Raw genomic sequence first — 20,431 nt, forward strand, 5'->3', positions numbered from 1 at the left:
ATAAGTCAAAACAAATGCAAATGGAAAAGTTAATATTAGTAGTAGGAGCTACAGGTCATCTAGGTGAAAAAATATGCCGGGCGTTAACCAAACAAAATGTGCGGGTTAGGGCAGTCGTTCGTAAAGAAAGTAAACAGGAAAAAATACTTACCCTCGAAAAAATGGGTATTGACGTTTTTATAGTTGACTCTCACAATGAAAAGGAATTGATCGGTGCCTGTCAAGGTGTTTCTTGTATCGTTTCTGCCCTTGCAGGGTTGCACGATGTGATTGTGGATATGCAAACCAAAATCCTAAATGCAGCGGTCGCTGCTGGTGTACCCCGTTTTATACCATCGGATTTTTCTACAGATTTTAAAGGCATCCCAATGGGTGAAAATCGAAATTTCGATCTGCGCAAAGAGTTTCAGGAAATACTTGATAAAAGTTCCATTCAGGCAACCTCAATATTCAACGGCGCTTTTGCAGATGTCCTGCGGTATAACACACCGCTGTTTAATGTAAAGGAAAAAACTATCGCTTATTACGACGATAAGGCAGACTGGAAAATTGATTTCACTACCATGGATGATACAGCAGCCTTTACGGCAATGACAGCGCTAGACCACTTTGCACCGAGATATTTAAGGATAGCCAGCTTTAGGGTAAGTCCCAATGATCTGGTTGATTTAAGTGAACATTATAAAGGGGCAAAATTTCAGTTGAGCGATATGGGATCAATGGCGGGCTTTTCAGCTTACATTAAAACGCAACGTGCGGCTTATCCTGAAGGAGAAAATGAACTTTATCCAAAATGGCAGCAGGCGCAATACCTCTATAGTATGTTTTTAGCTCATCATGCTGAGTTAGACAATGACCGGTATACAGGTTTGAGCTGGTCGCCCGTAGATGTAAATATTTAATAGATAAATTATGAATAGCGAAGAACAAAAAATGACGGAACAATATTCTGACGAAGAACTGATCAAAAAATGGCCGGGATTTGAGAATAAATACCTAACGGTTAACAATGTGGTGTTGCACTATGTGGAAGGTGGTACCGGCAAACCGCTAATTTGCCTACCAGGATGGCCGCAAACCTGGTATTCGTTTCATAACATCGCACCGGCACTTGCCCAGCAATACCGGGTTATCGTAATAGACATCCGCGGCATGGGTACTTCAGGCAAACCGAAATCCGGTTATGACAAAAAAACGATGGCGAAAGACATTTACGAACTTACTCAGCAGCTTGGCTTGGAGAAAATACATTTGCTTGGACATGATATAGGCGGCATGGTAGCCATGAGCATGGCTTTCAATTATCCTGAATGTATTGGTAAAATGGTGATAATGGACGGCGCTCATCCAAGCGAAGGGATGTTACAAATGCCTTTAGTCCCCCCTTTAGGTACATTTAATAAAAAAATGACTGGAAACGCGCAATATGTATGGTGGATGGGCTTTAATCAAGTTAAAGAATTGCCCGAGAAATTACTGGAAGGAAGGTTTCAGCATTTATTGGACTGGCTGTTCGCATATGTGATGATTGACGAGACAAAAATGCCTGCCTTTGACCGGGAAATCTATGCATCAGTTTATAACAATCCTGAAAACATCCGCGCATCAAACGCCTGGTATCAAACTTTTACTCAAGACATCGAAGATGGCAAAACGTATCAACCATTGACGATGCCTGTTTTAGGTATTGGCAGCGACGTTAGTTATAACTATATGAAAATGGGTTTGCCTTACGTAGCAAAAAATTGCGAGGTAGTAGGATTATTGGATAGCGGCCACTATATGAATGAGGAAAAGCCTGAAAAAATTATTGAGATTGTTTCGTCTTTTTTAATTGTATAAAGCGATATACCCGTAAATGCTTGTATGTTATTTAAAATGCAAATTCCGCATTTAAATAACATACTAAAGCTGCTAAACAGAAAAAAAATCAGTAACAATGTCATTTTTTAAGAGCCTCAAATTTTTAAAGATGTCGCGGGTAATGATGCGGATGTGTTGTGATAGTTAATCCGATGTACAATGCAGTATCTTTACCGGAAGAGTGATGCCGTTTTCACTTCAGTAAAATCCATATAGAGAATGGAGTTTTCTGCTATATCATCTCTGCCTTTAAACTGTTTTACGCTCTACGTGGTCTGCTCATTGTCAAAGAGGAGATCAAATCTGCCCTAAGTGTCAAATCCTTACACGTTTGAATCTGCAGTGAAATTTGAGAAGAGTTTTCCATAATAAAAGACTTTAAAAATCGGTTAAAAACCCTGTTCCATTCTCAATAAGATATTGCTTGCGAAAGACGATTCATCAAACTATTACCCTTAAAAACTGTTACCGAAATAGAACCAATGCTCTTTCTGTACAATATTCATTTATGGATGATTTTTTAAGACAATTACCGCACGTAGATCAAACTGATATAAGGTTATTCGCGGCAGCCGTAAGTGCATCCAGTAACGGGGTAGTAATTACAGATAATAGCCAGCCTGACGAACCCATCATATACTGTAACAAAGCATTTGAATACCTTACGGGTTATACTAACAAAGAAATAATTGGGCATAATTGCCGCTTTTTACAGGACGGCGACCGGGACCAGGAAGCCCGGAATTTGCTGCGGGAAGCGATTGCAAAAGGTGAACATTGCCAGGTAGAGATCAGAAATTACAAAAAAGACGGGCGGTTGATTTGGAATGAACTGATGATATCGCCTGTCAAAGATCAGGACGGTAACATTACCAATTTCATCGGCATACAAAACGACATCACCCGGCGGAAAGAAGCTGAAAAAGCCCTTGCTGCAGAGAAATCCTATCTCGAAGAGCGCGTATTAGAACGCACTCAGGATCTTCAGTACAGCGAAGCTTATTTATCAAGCATTATTGAAACAATCAGGGAAAGCCTTGTTGTATTGAATGAGCACATGCAGGTACTAAGTGTAAATGATCATTTCTGCCGTTTCTTCAAGATAGCCCAAGATGACATTAAAGGTAAAGTTCTGTTCGAGCATAATGACGGAAGATGGAACCTACCGGAACTGAAAAACCTTCTGATCAATGTCTTACCACATAACAACCCTTTTGAAGGATTTGAAATTGAAAGTGAATTTCCAAAAATTGGCAGGAAACTATTAGTCTTAAATGCAAGGCAAGTTACTTTAAAGGGAAAGTACCAGAACAGGATATTACTGGCTATCGAAGATATTACAGAGCGAAGGGAAATAGAACAGCGAAAAGAAGATTTCATCAGTATTGCCAGTCACGAGATGAAAACGCCTTTAACAAGTATTAAAGGCAACCTGCAACTATTACAAAGGAAAGCGCAGCGAAATAATGACACCCAATATTCGGAAGGCTTCGCAACCGCTTCCAAGTCAATTTTAAGGCTGGAAAAGCTGATCTATGACTTACTTGATGTTTCTAAGATACAGTCAGGAAAAGTTGGCTTTAGTTTTACCACCTTCAATTTTACACATTTAATAAATGAGGCTGTCGAGGGTATCCTGGCGACGACACAAACCCATAATATTATAGTTACTGGTGGTTCGTCACAAATAGAAATAACTGCAGACTACGGCAGGTTAGAACAGGTTTTGTTGAATTTATTAGGCAATGCCATAAAGTATTCACCAGATGGTAACTCTGTGAAAGTGCACATTAGCATATTGCCAGGTTATTTAAAAGTCTCCATAACTGATACCGGCGTTGGTATTCACGAAAGGGATCATAAGCGTATTTTTGAGAGATTTTACCGTGCCGACCAAATCGCGGAGAAGTTTCCGGGAGTGGGGATCGGATTATACGTATGTAACGAGATCATAAAAGAACACAAAGGTACTTTATGGGTTGAAAGCGCAGAAGGCAAAGGCTCTGTATTTAGTTTTACTATTCCTGTTAATCGTTCATAATATGGCGAAAATATTAATCTGCGACGATGAGCAGGAAATCCTGGACATTACCAAACTAATTTTAGAAGATTCAGGTCATCATGTTTTAGCAGTCACTGATAGCCTTATGGTAGAAAACTTGATCGAAAAAGAAATGCCGGACATGCTGCTGATTGATCTGTGGATGCCAAACCTGTCAGGCGACCAAGTGATAAAAGAAGTAAGAAAAAACCCTAATATCACACATCTGCCGGTTATTGTCATTTCGGCCAGTAAAGACGTTAAGGAAATAGCTTACGCTTCAGGTGCAGATGGCTTCCTGGAAAAGCCTTATGATATAGATGCATTACTCGACATTGTCGAAAAACATTTAATGCATTAGGCACCGGTAGCTCTGATTACTTGTAACATACATAATCGTACATCATTTATCTAATCGTTAATTAACTCATTAGCAGTATAGTTCAATTAAGTGGTACTGTAAACTTAAACGTACTGCCTTTTCCAAGTTCACTTTCAACCCAGATTTTACCGCCATGCTTTTGGACGATCTCAGAGCATAAATAAAGTCCTATTCCGAAACCCGCTATTTTCTCTGTCTCTTTGCTTTCTACCCGGTAGTGAGGGAGGAATAACTTTGCAATGTCTTCGGGTGCTATACCAAGACCATCATCTGTGATGCTTATCTCCACGGCTTCCCCCTTTAATGCGCATCCAATTTCGATTGGAGAGGCTTTATCTGAATACTTAGCGGCATTACTTAACAGGTTTACAAGCACTTGTTCTATTTTATCACGGTCAGCGTTGATTGTAATCATATCACAGGGAACTACCACGATATTATGCGAAGACGTGATAAACAACGTTTCTTCGACCACTTCGTTAATCAGTTGATCTAAAATGAATTCTGTTTTATTTAAATGTATTTTTCCGGCCTCTGCTCCCGATAAATTAAGCAGGCTATTGATCATATTAAGCATTTTCCGAACCTGCTTATCTACTTTTGACAATGCCCCAATAGTGAAACTATCTTTCTGCTTTTTAGCCCAATTGTTTAGCATCTGGACATAGGCCTTTAACGCCGTAAGAGGAGTTTTTAGTTCATGGCTAACCATACCTATGAATTTACTTCTCCGAAGATCATTTTGCTTTTGTTCGGTAATGTCCATCACAATTCCCGAAAAATAGTTACTAATGGCATCCTGATTACTGAACCCTCCGGTTACACTTAACCACCTGTTTTTATGTTGAGTACGGTCTATTACAGGAAATTCTAAGTATAAATTGTGGTTGCCTTTAAAAGCGTTTTCAAAAGCTTTTATAACCGTTTCTTTATGTTTATCTGCAACTTGAGAAATACTATCGGCAAACGACATATCTTCATCAGGTAGGAAACCAAACAATTCTTTGGTTCGGCTTGAAGGTAAAAAATCTTTGGTTACCCTATCGATAATCCAAATGCCAACTTGAGCTGATTCGAGGGCAACATCTGCTATATTTAAAGCAAGAAAGGGTTGGTTAGAGCTATTATCTGCAGGAAACTTACTTTCGGCTATATCACTCATTCTGATCAGATCATACAATACATCGTCGTGTAAAAATACTGTATTTTATTGACAGGTAGCTTATTTATCAAGCAGCGTATCTTGATAACGAATGGACGGTATTAAATTGTTAGGTAAATCTTCAAAAGATACGTAAATAGGCAACTTGACAAGTTTAAACTGTTCTACAATAGCCATCGCTCGCTCACGGTCAGACCCAAGATCAAAGTTGCCGTAAATTTCAAATCCAGACGGCGTTTTAATGTGCAGTGAAGTTTGAAAGTTGGTTTTCATATTGTTAATATTTAAAAGATGGTAACGAGCCGTCTTCCAGTTGCCTTCAGATTCAACGGCGACCTCGGCTACGTCATTTTATTGAAAGGTTTGGTGAATCGGCAAGCATCACGGCTTTCAGGCCACTATCATTCATCAGTAGTTATCAGAGTCTATTTCATAGGCAAAACCAGCTGCTTAAAAACAAAAATGGAACGGACTTTGACACGGTGTTATAAAAAACCCTACATCTAAAAGAATACTCGTGATTGACGATGATGAGGATATTTTGGAGGTCCTCCATATCGTTGGTGCCCCCAAACAATGTCTACCTTTTTGGGGACTTTGTAGAAATACCAAAGGCCTTTTTTTTGAAATTAATCACGCTCAATTAAAAAAGCTTGTGAGCAAATACAAATCATTAATGAGGCAGTTCTTGATCCAAACAGATTTAGATTAAAACGTTGCAAATTGAATCGGCGTATCAATTCACTTTAAATTGAAACAGGCCAGAATCTGAAGTGTTACCTTTACTATCCTTAGTTATAACCTTCCAGTAATAAACATTGCCAGACAAAACCGCTACGCCGGTTAAATTTGTAGTGGTTATAGCGCTTTTATATAAGCCAGGTGTTACGAAAGTGCCCAAATAAACATCGTAGCTTATTATGTCGTTGTCAACATCACTGGCAAGCCAGTTTAATGTTACTGACCCGTCGGCAGCTTCTACATTTTGCATCATAGATGGATAAGTGATTTCGGCAGGATAGGGTGCGTACGACAATATGCCGGGTCCTGAATTGTAAAATTTCCACGTATCGCTCTGCGTACCAATAGTTGACTTTGTTGATTTAGAAACAACCCACCAGGAGTATGGAGTAGTTACTAACAAATTAACTTCTAATTGGCTTGCGGTTACAGTGCTTGTAGCTATTACTCCTGTAAGCAGATTTTTTAAGTTAAATTCATAACTATCCGTATTGGCAGCGCTATTCCATTTAAAAATCAATGAACTTTGCGTGGCCGATAATACTTTACCTTGTGTACACAAGGAGTTCTGCTCCGGGAAGGAAAGCACCGCCTTTTCTGGAAGAGGGTTTGGCGTGGGGGTAGGTTCTCCACCCCCGGTACACGCTGATAACAGTGTAGTTATAAAAACTAAAACGTATAATATTTTTCTCATTTTTTAATGATCTTATAAACCACTTCTTTATTGTTATCCAATGTAAGCTGCAAAGCATAAACACCAAGGTTAAGTTTGCTTACATCTAACTGAATAATGCCACTTTGATTAGTAAATTTTTGCAGCAGCTTTACTTTTCCATCCGTCATATTTACGATTTTTACTACACAAGCCGACTGAACAGTTTCACCCAAATTAACATATACAACATCCTGGAACGGATTAGGATAAGGGACCATATTATCGGCCCCCGTGATGTCCCGCTCAATCAAACCCTGGCATAACTTATCGCCGGTAACAATTAGCCTATTGATCCGGCCATTTAACGGAAGGGTAATAGAACTATTTTTAGTTTGGTAGGTTTTCCCGTTCAAAATTATAGTATAAGTTTCGCTTCCGCCTAATTTTAAACTTAACGTATTTACCTGCTTATTTACAACGGAGTAAACAGACAAGTCTGCAGGCTCACTTATTACCACAGTAAAACATTGAGTATAATCCGGCAGGCCGGCGGCAGTGACGCAAGCAGTATAGGAACCCGCTGCCAAACCTCCAATCGTTAATTTATCTGTAAAAGGATATGCTTTGCCAGCTAATGTGGCTGTATAACTCATATTTTGCGCAGCTGTAATGTTTATGGATCCATCACTTTGACTTTTGCAGGTTGCACTTACAGCGGCTATCTTTATATTGGTTACTGGTACAGTAATAGTAAGTTTACCTTTAACATAGCCAAAGTTATAGTTCTCTGAAACCGCGCCGGCCGGTATTAACTCGTAAACACCTGCATTAGTAACCGTGTTTGCTGTAGTGGTTACGGTGGCGGGTACGGATAGCGCGGCGATATTATCCCCATTTACAAAACCAGCGTAGACTGTTGTAAATACCGGATTTTCTCGTCCATATACCCTGTATGCATCATTAGCAGTAATAGTTAACGCGGCTTTGTCAACTTTAAGCTTTCCGTTGATATAAACAAATGTGTAATTTTTTGCCACGGCACCATTTACTATTATATCGTAAACGCCTGCTGCAGATTTTGCGGTAGCCACAGTACTAAGGGTTGGCGACGTTGTCAGACTGTTTGAATCTTCGCCGTTTACAAAGCCGCTGTAAGCGAGTGCCAATGGTTTATTAGCAGCTCCATAGATACGGGTTTGATCATTGGCTGTAACAATAAGCTTTTGGGTTGTGATAGTAAACTTATCTGCTATATAATTTAAAATGTAATTACTATTTATGCTTAATGTACCTTTTTCAATAACATAGGCAGCCACGTTTTCGCCCGGAGCCCTGGTTACACTACCTGTGAAATTATCAGGGGCCACTAAAGCACCCTCTGTAATTTTATAACTCAATACCGGCTCAGTGTCGCCGTAAACCTTTGTTTTTGCAACGGCCGTTACACTAATTGCCCTTGGTGTTATGGTCAGGTTAGCCAATATATAATCTATCTGATAATTGGCATTGACGGCTAACGTCCCCTTGGCAATGCTGTAGCTGCCTGCACTTTCGCCCGTGGCTCGGGTTAATGCACCTGTAAACACATCTGCACCAATCAAATTACCTGACGACAGCGTATAACTTAACTTAGGATCGGCATCGCCGTAAACCTTCGTTTTTGCATCTGCCGTTACGGTAACCGCCCGTGTAGTAATAGTCAGGTTAGCCGGTACGTAGGTTACCTGATAATTTGGGTTAATAGCTAACGACCCTTTGTTAATGGGGTAGCTGCCCGCACTTTCGCCCGCATCCCTTGAAAGGTTGCCTGTAAATGCGTCATTTCCTTTCAAAGTACCAGATGAAAGGGTATAAGTTAATGCCGGCTCGGAATCACCATAAGTTTTTGTTTTAGCAATGGCCGTTACAGTAACAGCACGTGGTGTAATAGTCAGGTTAGCCGGCAGGTAAGTTATCTGATAATTTGGGTTGACGGCTAACGTTTCCTGGTTAATAGCATAACTGCCAACAGCATTTCCTACAACCCGCGCAAGGGCTCCTGTTATAACATCAGCATTGACCAAGCTTCCATTACTAATAGTGTATGTCAATATTGGGTCCGCATCTCCATATACTGCAGTTTTAGGGGTTGCTGTGATAGTTATAGCTCTTGGCAATATCACAATTTGCTGTTTAACATCTGAAGCAGGTGAACCACTCCCCTCGGCAGTTTGCGATACGGTTAAATTAAACGATCCCGCTGCTAAAACATGCAGTTTTCCATTCACAATTGTTGCTATGTTGGTGTTGTCGCTTTTGTAAGTTACCGGCATATTTTTATTCGTGCTTGTTGCGGCTAATTCAACATCGGCAGTACCGTAAGTTAATTTTGGGACAGTACTAAGGGTTAAGATCGGTGCTATAGCCTCAAACACTCCAATGTTTACTTTAGTAATACTTTTACCGGTCGCGTTTGTACCTGTAACTGTATAATCCGCAGCGGCGGTGAGCTTTGTTGGTGTGCCGGTTATAGCTCCGGTGGCAATATCCATTAGCAGTCCATCAGGTAACTGGGGGGCGATAGTGTATCCTGTTTTAAATATCTTTCTTATAAGCTCATTATTTGTATCTGATATGATAAGATTGCCATCATTGTCAACACATAAACCGAATGGGTTTGCAAAATTTGCTTCGGTGGCTAAGCCATCTTTTTTGCCCAGATCCATGCTCCCGGCAATAGTTTTTACATTTCCGTCGGGAGTTATCATCCTGATAGAATTTACGTCGCTAACAAAAATATTATCGTCCGCATCGATCGCCAATCCAGATGGAGCATAAAAAGTTGCCGCCGTACCCAAGCCATCGCCATGCCCTAATGTGCTACTGCCCGCAAATGTTGAAATAATACCGGCTGCAGTAATCTTTTTTATTTCGCGCTGGTTTGTAACGTAAATATTCCCGCTCTTGTCTGTTACGATCCCTATTGTTTCGAAAACACTGCCAGATGTGTAACTACTATTTTGCAATCCGGAGTTTACTATCGTTGTTACCCGGCCATCTGGTGTTACTTTTCTTATTTTAAGGGTCTCGGCCTCAACTACAAACAAATTACCTGCGGCATCTATAGTAACCGATGACGGGTATCGTAAACCAGCCGTTATACCAAAGCCATCCAGTGATGAGGGGTTACCATTACCAACTAATGTTGTTACTAATCCCGCAGGAGTGATCTTTCTTATCCTGTTGTTACCTTTATCTGCAACATATAAATTACCTGCTGCATCTAACGCAATTCCTGAAGGCGTAAATTTGGCACTTAATGCGGTACCATCAGCAAATCCTAAAACGCTACCTGCTAATGTAGTTACGGTACCATCAATTGTTACTTTTCGAATACGGCCATTATTAGAATCCGCCACGTAAACATTTCCTTTTTTGTCGCTTACTATACCTATAGGTGAGTCAAAAGTTGCCATCGCGCCAATACCGTCGGACGCACCAGACAATCCATTACCAGCTAATGTAGATACAGATTTGTAAGTAGCGTCGGGGATTGCACCACCACTATTTACCGGTAAAAGTGGATTCATTGCGCTATTCAAATAGAGTTTTTGGGGACTGTTATAGCTAATGCTTGGAGCTGAGCCATCGTCTACCGAAATTTTTAGCTTGGCACTATTGCTTCCTACATAGTTATAAGCTGTTACAACATAGTCAGTACCGGCGCTTACAGAGGTGGGTACCCCTGTTATCGCGCCGGTTGTATTGTCAAATACCAATCCCTGCGGTAAAGGCTTATCAATGCTGTACCCTTGTGTATTTACAGTCCGGATAATATGAGTGCCGTATTCAGCCACATATAACATTCCTGTAGCATCTATGGTTAAACCTGCCGGTTGCTTAATCCGGGTAATTACGGATGTGCTATTTGATTCTTCAATAAAAGAGCTTTCTAATAAAGTAGTTACTTTACCATCCGGAGTGATTTTTCGTACAAGGTTATTACCTTGGTCTGCTACATATAAGTTACCTAAGCCATCTACCGTTAATCCGGAGGGCTGATTAAAAGTAGCTTCGGCCGATGAGCCGTTTTTTGCACCAATAACACCTGTACCAGCGTAAGTACTTACAATACCGCCCGGCGTTATCTTTCTGATCTTGTTATTTGAGCTTTCTGCTACATATAAATTACCCGCCGCATCTATTGCCAAACCCGTTGGGTTACTAAAACTTGCATTTGCAGCAACTCCATCTGCATTTCCGTTATTCCCATTGCCGGCAAAAATTGATATAATGCCATTAATATCAATTTTTCTGATCACATTACTGGCCTGGTCAGAAATATATAGGCAATGGTTAACAGTTTCGTCAAGAGCCAAACCATATGGTAGGCCAAGATACGGCCTTGCGTTATTTGGTGTGTTAGGTGCCATGTAAATACCATTATAGGTAGTCACCTCGCCCTTAGGCGAGATTACCCTGATGGCGCTGTTGTTCCTGTCGGCAACATAAAGGTACCCGGTGCCGTCAATTGCAATTGAGGTTGGCGAATTAAAATTTGCCTCGGTGCTTTTGCCGTTAGTTGGCCCTGCTACACCACTGCCTGCAAAGGTGCTTACTATACCTTCCGGAGAGATCTTGCGGATCTTATTATTTAACTGGTCTGCAACATACAGGTTGCCTGCCTTGTCAAATACCATGCCTTGAGGGCCATTAAATCTTGTTGAAGTTTGACTGTCATTTTTATCACCATCAAGTGAACCGGGTAAGCCTGCTGCTCCTGCAAATAAAGTACTATTGCCATATCCGACTTTTGGTACTGCACCACCATTGTTAGCAAGTATTAAAGGCGATGCCAAGGCATTTACAACAAAACGCGTATCGGCAGCATAAGATATCTGAGGAGGTGCAACCCCATCTATCTTAATTTTAAATGACGATGATGAAAAGCCGCCGGCATTATTAGCGGTGACCGTATAAGTAGTTTCGGCTGACGACTTTGTTGGTATACCGGAAATAATGCCTGTTTTGGCATCAAAGTACAAACCTTCCGGTAATGCCTTATCAATACTGTATCCATAAAGTTCTATCTTTCGTATCTTATTCGTTGTACGCTCAGATACATACAAAACAGATTCGGCTTCTGAATAAGCAATAGCTATAGGGGTATTAAGGCCTGCTGAAATACCAGCCCCGTCAACGGTTAGTGCTTTGCCGTTACCGGCCAGCGTAGTTACTATGCCATTTATATCAATTTTTCTGATAGCGCTATTGTCGAAATCAACTACGTAAAAATTACCCGCTGCATCCTGTGTGATATCGGTTGGGGAATGGAAAGTTGCTACTGCCTTTGTCCCATTTTCAAACCCGGCTACCCCTGTACCCGTAACAGTAGTGACAACGCCGCTAAGTGTAATTTTTCTGATAGCATGGTTACGGGTATCTGCAACATAAATATTCCCGTCCTTTCCGGTCATCAGTAAATCGGGGTGGTTAAAACTGGCAGCGGTGCCGGTCCCATTTACAAAACCGGGTTGCCCTGTACCTGCAAATGTGCTTACTACACCATCCGATGTTATCTTGCGTATTACGTGATTTTCTCTGTCTGTAACATATAAATTATCTGCGGCATCTACAGTAATTCCAAACGGAGCATTAAATCTTGCAGCTGTACCCGTGCCGTTAGTAAATCCTGGTGTATTTGTTCCCCCTGCAAACGTAGAAACTACCCCGTTAGTTATTTTTCTGATCAAGTCACTTCCGGCTTCTGCTATGAAAATGTTTCCCTTCGAATCGATAACTGACGAAATAGGCTCATTAAAGGTAGCAGATGCAGCGGGGCCGTCCTGGTAATTGAAATCACCAGTTCCGGCAATTGTCGTAACCGTCCCATCAGGTTTTACCTTCCGGATAGCAGGGTCGCCCTGTTGGGTTACTACCAAGCTACCTTCTTTATCAATAGTAAGCCCTGCCGGAGAAGCAAAAGATGCGGCTGTTCCCAGGCCGTCTTTGAGAGCATAACTTCCATTTCCGGCAAAAGTTGTTGTTTGGCCATAACCCAATGCAGGGATACCGCCACCTGTACTTGCCGGTACCAACGGCGTTATTTTTGTACCAGCTGTAAAAGTTTGGGAACTGCTGTAACTTATAACAGGTGCTTGTGGAGCATTTATTTTAAAACTTAGTTGTGTGGTGTATGATCCTGTTTCATTTCGCCCTGTTACATTATAAACCAATGGCGTTGATGATATTGTTTTAAGTGGCAAACCGGATATTGTACCGGTAGCGCTATTAAAATTCAGGCCATCAGGCAATGGTTTATTAATTGAATAGCCTGTAACAACAATTTTCCGGATAGCCGAACCATCAGTTACCAGCAGATTGCCTTCTTTGTCTAAAGTTATACCCCCGGCAAAGCCAAATGAAGCCTTGGTGCCCACCCCGTTTACTGAGCCTAAATCGGCAGAGCCGGCTACTGTAGATACCATTCCTTCTTTAGTAACTTTCCGGATCTTAAATGCTTCGGTTATATAAATATTATCATCGGCATCAATAGCTAAATGGCTTGGGCTTGTAAAACTTGCTGTAAGAGCGTTGCCATCAGCATGACCCTGTGCTACCGTACCCGCATAAGTTGAAACTACGCCAGCCGGCGTTATCTTTCTTATCATATTACCATCTGCAACAAATATATTTCCTGCGTGGTCAGTAGTCAGGCCATTTAAAACTGTAAAGCTTGCAAAACTACCCGGGCCGTTATCATTGCCATAAACAAAAGGTTGGCCCGCAAGGGTTGTAACCACCCCGCCCGGTGTTATTTTTCTGATAATATTAATTGTCTCCGACACATAAATGTTGCCTGCAAAGTCAATCGTGATACTTTTGGGGTGATTAAATGCCGACGCCAGCCCCACACCGTCTAATGTTGCTGCAACACCATTGCCGGCAAAGGTGCTTACCAAGCCGCCAGGTGTAATTTTTCTGATCACATTATTACCGGCATCAACAACATACATATTGCCTTGAATATCGGTAGCAATATCTGACGGGCTATTAAAAGAAGCCGAACTACCCTGACCGTCTGCCGATCCATAGCTGCCATTTCCAGCAAGTAAGCTAGAAACTAATAACTCATTTATCTTTATGATTTTATGACTATTAGAATTTACAACGTAAATATTGCCATTAACATCTTTTGTTAGCCCGCTTAACGCACTGTAGTATGAATCAGAAACTTGAGTTGCCGCCAACGTACTTACTTCCTGGTAATTATATGCCGGGATAGCACTGCCGGTGGTTACAGGCACAACAGGTGTTATTGCGGAACCATTATTAAAAGTAAGATCATCAGGGTAACTAAATAGTGGCTTTTGAGTGATTGATAAACCAGTTGTCTTTGAGGTTCCGTACGGTGTGGTAACGCTAATATCGCCGGAAAGATTATCTGAACCAACCACAACCGCGATAGCTGTAGGTGATAAAACCCTAAAGTTATCTGTAGCAAGACTGCCAATTTTAACTGATGATGTACCTATAAAGTTTGTACCGGTAATTATAACTGTTGTTCCTGATTTTGCTGTAGTGGGCGCAAATGAGGTTATTACTGGGCCAAGTTCGGACAGGTTTACGCTTATGTTAACTGTAGCTGTGCTTGTACCGTTATAACTATACCCTGTAACAACATATTCAGTAGCTGGTGATAAACTAAGAGGCGTACCAGAAATTGTGCCATTAGGCTGTAAAGTCAACCCATCGGGCAACGCTTTATTTAAACTGTAGCCAGTGATGGCAATTTTTCTTATAATGCCGCTATTCTCTTCTGATACAAGCAGGCTCCCCTCTTTGTCTGCAACAATACCATACGGTGTTTTAAAACTTGCCGCAGTACCAATAGCATCTGTTATTGCACCTAAACCTGTACCGGCTAAGGTACTTACGACACCTAACGGGGTTATTTTGCGAATAAGCCTGTTCCCATAATCAGCTACATATACATTTCCATTTGCATCAACGGTAATTCCCGTTGGATTATTAAAGGTTGCCGTGTTTCCCGCTCCGTTCGCTTTCCCTAAATCACCTGTGCCGGCAAACGTTGTAACAACGCTATCTAACCCCATTTTCCTGATGCGGTTTGAAGCTTCCGTTACATAGATATTGCCTAATCCATCAACAGCAATGCCTGACATTTGCGCAAACCGGGCTTTATATGATGGGCCATCTGTATGTCCAAAAACTCCGTCGCCAGCTATTGTGAATACGTTTTTCTGCGGCGTTAACTTTAATATTCTATAATTTTCTGAATCTGCAATGTAAATATTGCCGGACGCATCGACAGCTATACCTTTTATGTTAAAATTAACACCAATGTAAGCATAGACCGTCACTACGCCGGCAGGCGTTATTTTTCTAATGTAGCTATTGCCTTCTGCTACATAAATATTATCATTATTATCAATTGTAAGAGCAAGCGGACCGCTAAAGCTGGCGGCTGTACCGGTGCCGTCAGTAGTTGCATACACACCGTTGCCTGCGAAGGTTGTAACCACGCCCGATGCATTTATTTTCTTTATCAGGTTGTTATAGCTGTCAGCCAAAAAAACATTTCCTGCAGCATCTTTCACAACACCACCCGGGCTACCATAATTATTTGTACCGGCAACATTACTCGCCAGCGTTGTAGTTTGCGCAAATAGGTTATTCGGTATATCGCCCCCATTTTTTGTTAAAGTTAACGGGGTAATTGCTATCCCGGTTATATAGGTTTTAGCACCGTTGTATGCAAGTGCTGGTGGCGGAATAAACGAAAACCCAGAAAATAAACCTATGCCATAATTATTGGTAATCTTGACTTCGCTACCGGTTGCGCCGGCGCTAACTATTGCTGATATGGTTGTTGGCGAAGTCACCTTAAACTCTTTAGCTGGCAAACCACCAATTTCTACGGCAGAAGCGGCTGTAAAATATTTCCCGCTGATGTTTATAACCTGGTTAGCACCAGCCGTTGTTGGGTTAATAGAGCTTACTATTGGTGGTGACGTGGGGATTTTGACCTCGACAGATATTTGTGTTTCGCTACTACCAAATGCGTTGTAGCCCTTTACAACGTAATCTTGCCTGTCATGAAGGTCATAGGCTGTCCCGCTTATAACACCTGTTCCACTATCAAAAGCCAATCCAACATTTAATGACGTCCAATAACCGGTTGCAGATACTTTACGGATTAGCCTATTATCGCTGTCCATAACAATTACATTGCCCGAGTTATCAGCAACGATACCACTTGGCCCGTTAAACCCTGCGTAATTACCAACGCCATCTGCAGATCTGTCATAGCCACCTGCAAGCGTTTTAACATTACCCCCGGGCGAGATCATTCTTATAAGGTTATTGCCCTGATCAGCTACGAATACATTTCCAAAACCATCAACACTAACACTGGCAGGCGATCGAAAAGCTGCGCTTACACCAAGCCCGTCAAACTTGTCTGCCGTACCAGACCCTGCAAAAGTTGTAACCACACCATCTGGGGTAATTTTTCTGATCTTGTTATTATTTTGATCAGCAACGTATAAATTGTCGACCGCATCAAATGCCATCCCGGCGGTATAGTTAAAACTTGCGCTGGTGCCGGTACCATCTGCCGAGCCATAAGTGCCGCCTGCAAATGTAGTTACTACTCCCTCTGCAGAGATTTTTTTAATTATATTTTGGCTGCTGAAGAAAACAACGCCGTGCGAATCGACGGCCACGCCGGTTGGATAGATAACGGGAGAATTTTGCCCGTTACCAAGATTTGCATAGGTGCTAACAACACCATCGGGCGTGATTTTACGGATCTTGTTATTATAATAATCTGCAACAAATATATTGCCGGCAAGGTCTGTAGCTAATCCAATCAGATAATTAAAGGTTGCAGTTGCAGCCGGCCCGTCCCGCGAACCGATATTCGAACTCCCGGCAAAGGTGGTAACAACCCCTGCCGACGTAATCTTGCGGATAGAACTATTGTCTGAAACGTATATATTGCCCAAAACATCAATTGTTCCGTTTCTTAAAGCTGCAAATGATGCCGCGTTATTAACACCATCAGTACTTCCAGAAACATTTTTATTACCTGCTAATGTAGTAGTTAGCCCAAAAGGTGTTTTCGGTATAGCGCTTCCGTTATTTACCGGAACCAGGTCAGTAATTTGTTCGCCAACAATAAACGTTTGCGGGGTTGCATAACTAATTGAGGGGGGCTGTACTATAACCAATCCTTTTAACGTGGCCGTACCAAATGGATTGGTAACGGTTAAATCGCCGGCGGTGGATGCCGACGAAAGAGCGGCAATAGTGGTTGGCGAAAGTATGCTGAAGCTTAGCGCTGTATTACCTATTTTAACCGAAGTAACACCCAAAAAATTTGTTCCTTTAATAACGATTTTTTTTCCAAACGCCGTTTCTGTTGCCGTATTAGCGTCAATAGTAGGTGGTAATGCCGGTAATTGAGTACCTAAATTTAACACAGTGGTACTACTGCCTGCAATATTTGTAGCCGTGATACTGTAATCGGTTTGTGCACTTAAAACCTCAGGCGTACCACTTATTGTACCTTTATTATCAAAGTTTAAGCCTTTGGGTAATTCAGGCGTTATCGCATAACCTGTTAAAGATTTTTTATAAATACTGTTACTTGTTAAATCCGATATATATAAATCGCCATAGTTGTCAGCAGTTATCGCAATCGCTAACAAATTTTCAAAGAGTAGTTTGCTTTTTACTCCATTAGGGGTGATTATCCAAGCCGTAGGGTAACTTTGGTTTGCTGCGATTACATTCCCTGTTTTATCTGATGTAATTAAACTAAGGTTTGGGGCTTCTTCTGCAGTAAATTGTGCCAGTGTAGTTACAACACCCGCCGACGTTATTTTTCTTACAAGCCTGTTAATTGGCTCTGCAACATATAAATTCCCAGCGTTGTCAATAGTAATGCCAGAAGGTTCATTAAAGGTAGCGTCCGTCCCGGTGCCGTCTGTGTTACCCCGTGTACCACTCCCTGCAAAAACTTTAGTAATCCCTCCGGGGGATATCTTTCTTATAACATTTTTATATCTATCTGATACAAAAACGTTACCGATGTTATCAACAGCAATATCATATGGAGCAAAATTAAGCTTTGCAAAAGTTGTTACCTTCCCGGTAAAATCAATCTTTCTTATAGCATAGTTACTGTTATCAGCTACATATAAATTTTTTGCTGCATCCATGGCAAGCCCCAGGGGGCTACTAAATTTAGCCGTGGTTGCGGGTCCATTAACTATTTCGGCGCTATAGTAATCGGGTATACCAGCATACGTTGTTACCATTCCGTCTGCTGTAATTTTTCTGATAACGTTGTTTATATAATCCGACACATAAAAATTCCCAAAGCCATCGCTAATAATTGCGTGTGGGTTGGCAAAGGATGCTGCCGTACCTAAACCGTTTTTATATCCACCAACACCGTTTCCGGCAAAGATTATTGTTTTGCCATAAAGTGTTACAGGTACCTCCCCGCCATTATGAACAACGTTAAGAGGCGTTGCGGCCTCACCTGCAGTGAAAACTTTAGGGCTGCTATAACTAATGCCAGGTGGTTTAACAATACTAAAGCCACTTAAAGTGGCCGTACCATATGGGTTGGAAACACTTATACCACCATCTATCGCTCCATTAGGGATCTGTATCGCGATTTGTGTATCAGACAAAACTGTAAAGTTTGGCGCAGCTTTCCCGCCTATATTTACTGATGTTGCACCAAGAAAATTTGTTCCGATTACACTAATTGTATTACCGGCAATTGATGCTGCAGGAGAAAACGAAGAAATTACGGGTGGTAAAACGGTAACAACTACACTTAAGTTTACTGTAGTAGTGGAAAAACCCGCTTCGTTAATGGCCGTAACTCTATAATCTGTAGGGGATAACAATGCGTTAGGCGTACCATCGATAGCACCGGATGAGGCAGTAAATATTAAACCATCCGGAAGTGGCTTATCTATAATATAACCCTGTAGGTTGAGTGAAAGTATACTGTTGTTACCGGGGTTTGATATGAATAACTTTCCTTTTGAAAACACTAATGCACTTGGTCTCGATAACTGGGGAGTAGATCCCGATGGCATAGTGGAAACCATACCATTAGGTGTAATTTTTCTTATATAATTGTTAAGTTGATCCGCTACGTAAATATTGCCTACAGGATCGGATGCTACGCCCGTTGTTTGGTTAAATAAGGCGTCGGTAGTCAATCCGTCTGCATAGCCAGATGTTGAAGTACCCAGGTAATTAGTTGTTGAAGAACCTGCATACGTACTAACTATTCCATCTGGCGTAATTTTCCGAACAAGGCTATTGAGGTTATCAGCAACATATAGATTACCGCTGGGGTCAAATGTAAGACCGGTTGGATAATAAAAGCTGGCCGTTTCTGCTGTACCATCTTTTCGCCCCCAGTCACCCACACCTGCAAAGGTAGAAACCAAACCCGCTGGAGTTATTTTGCGAATCAAACTGTTTACCTGATCAGCAACAAAAATATTTCCTGAGGCATCTATTGCAATACCGCAGGGGTATGCGAAAGACGCGTTGGTGCCAAAGCCATCTTTTCTGCCATTATCACCCCCACCGGCAAATTTACTTACCATGCCGTTGGGCGTAATTTTCCTGATACTGTTATTATATCGGTCTGCAACAAAAAGGTTCCCTTCCGCATCAAAAGCAAGCCCCATTGGCCCGCTAAAACTTGCATTAACCCCTTCGCCATCTGTATACCCATTAATACCACTACCGGCAAATGTAGATACTACACCCCCTGGAGTTATTTTCCGAATAACATTATTGCCCTGGTCGGCAACAAATATGTTCCCATATTTGTCTACTGCGATGCCGAAGGGATTATTGAAACTGGCAGAAGCCCCCGCGCCATTGTCATTACCATACCGGCCGCCTGCAACTAACGTAGAAATACCATATTCATTCCCCGGAACAGTACCACCAGTATTAGTCGGCGACAATAGTGGTATTCCGATACCATAGGTGAAGGGTTGCGGCGTTGAGTAGCTAATATTTGGAGCCTGCGCCTGTACGAAGGTGTTAATTACTATTAAAGAAAAAAAACTGAGTAAAAGTTTAATCATGTATAAGGTTTTGATAATTTAGGCGAAAGTAGCACCAATATAAACAAAAAACCTTAAATGACATTTATTTACAGCAATTAATCAAATTAAATGAAATTCGGTTTTAACCGATTGTGCGCCAACTATTCATAGTCATAAAAATCAAATAGAAGATATAGTTTTTTGATTAAGTTCGTGGGTAATCAGACTCCAAAAAAGGCATTGGGGAAGCATTAAAGCACTTTTTAAGTTTAGACAAATCGAAGAATATTTGGCGGCATCAAAACTATTTATAATAACTGCCCGAAAATCAGGCAAAAAAAAACCCTCCAATGTTACTGGAGGGTTTAATGTAGCCCGTAGGGGAATAATCTCGAACCAATTTATCAAAGATTTAAAGCGATTAGCAGGTTAAATCAAATATTTCTGGTGATTTAAAATTAGTCGGCACCCTTTATTTTAAACGGTA

At 41.4% G+C, this 20,431-nt stretch carries 8 protein-coding genes; 4 read left to right on the plus strand and 4 right to left on the minus strand.

The features are described 5' to 3' along the window. Nucleotides 1–20: 20 nt before the first annotated feature. The 4 genes from IDJ76_RS07535 (at nucleotide 21) to IDJ76_RS07550 (ending at nucleotide 4,265) form a co-directional block, all read left to right on the plus strand. Nucleotides 21–902 (plus strand): NmrA family NAD(P)-binding protein, encoded by an 882-nt coding sequence (locus tag IDJ76_RS07535; protein WP_191162328.1) that lies wholly within the window; start codon nucleotides 21–23, stop codon nucleotides 900–902. Between the two features lie 10 nt (nucleotides 903–912). Continuing rightward, the gene (locus IDJ76_RS07540) at nucleotides 913–1,842 is read left to right on the plus strand and encodes an alpha/beta fold hydrolase (protein WP_191162330.1); all 930 of its coding nucleotides are present in this window, start codon (nucleotides 913–915) and stop codon (nucleotides 1,840–1,842) included. A 529-nt stretch (nucleotides 1,843–2,371) separates the two neighbouring features. Further along, complete coding sequence (locus IDJ76_RS07545) at nucleotides 2,372–3,904, plus strand: PAS domain-containing sensor histidine kinase (RefSeq protein ID WP_191162332.1); 1,533 nt, start codon at nucleotides 2,372–2,374, stop codon at nucleotides 3,902–3,904. 1 nt (nucleotide 3,905) lies between these two features. Continuing rightward, nucleotides 3,906–4,265, plus strand: a complete 360-nt coding sequence (locus tag IDJ76_RS07550) for a response regulator (protein ID WP_191162334.1) — start codon at nucleotides 3,906–3,908, stop codon at nucleotides 4,263–4,265. Between the two features lie 82 nt (nucleotides 4,266–4,347). On the opposite strand, the gene IDJ76_RS07555 is transcribed toward IDJ76_RS07550, so the two are convergent. The 4 genes from IDJ76_RS07555 to IDJ76_RS07570 all read right to left on the minus strand — a co-directional run bounded on the left by IDJ76_RS07555 (nucleotide 4,348) and on the right by IDJ76_RS07570 (nucleotide 19,983). Continuing rightward, nucleotides 4,348–5,448: a sensor histidine kinase gene (locus tag IDJ76_RS07555; RefSeq protein ID WP_191162336.1), complete on the minus strand. Its 1,101-nt coding sequence runs from the start codon at nucleotides 5,446–5,448 to the stop codon at nucleotides 4,348–4,350. A 60-nt stretch (nucleotides 5,449–5,508) separates the two neighbouring features. Continuing rightward, nucleotides 5,509–5,721 (minus strand): hypothetical protein, encoded by a 213-nt coding sequence (locus IDJ76_RS07560; RefSeq protein ID WP_191162338.1) that lies wholly within the window; start codon nucleotides 5,719–5,721, stop codon nucleotides 5,509–5,511. Between the two features lie 463 nt (nucleotides 5,722–6,184). Next, a complete protein-coding gene (locus IDJ76_RS07565) occupies nucleotides 6,185–6,883 on the minus strand; it encodes a hypothetical protein (RefSeq protein WP_191162340.1) in 699 nt (232 codons plus the stop codon). Continuing rightward, entirely contained in the window at nucleotides 6,880–19,983 is a 13,104-nt protein-coding gene (locus IDJ76_RS07570) for an NHL domain-containing protein (protein ID WP_191162342.1), read from the minus strand. Before IDJ76_RS07570 ends, IDJ76_RS07565 begins: the two co-directional genes overlap by 4 nt. Between the last annotated feature and the right edge of the window lie 448 nt (nucleotides 19,984–20,431).

The sequence above is a fragment of the Mucilaginibacter glaciei genome, assembly GCF_014773245.1.
GTDB lineage: Bacteria > Bacteroidota > Bacteroidia > Sphingobacteriales > Sphingobacteriaceae > Mucilaginibacter > Mucilaginibacter glaciei.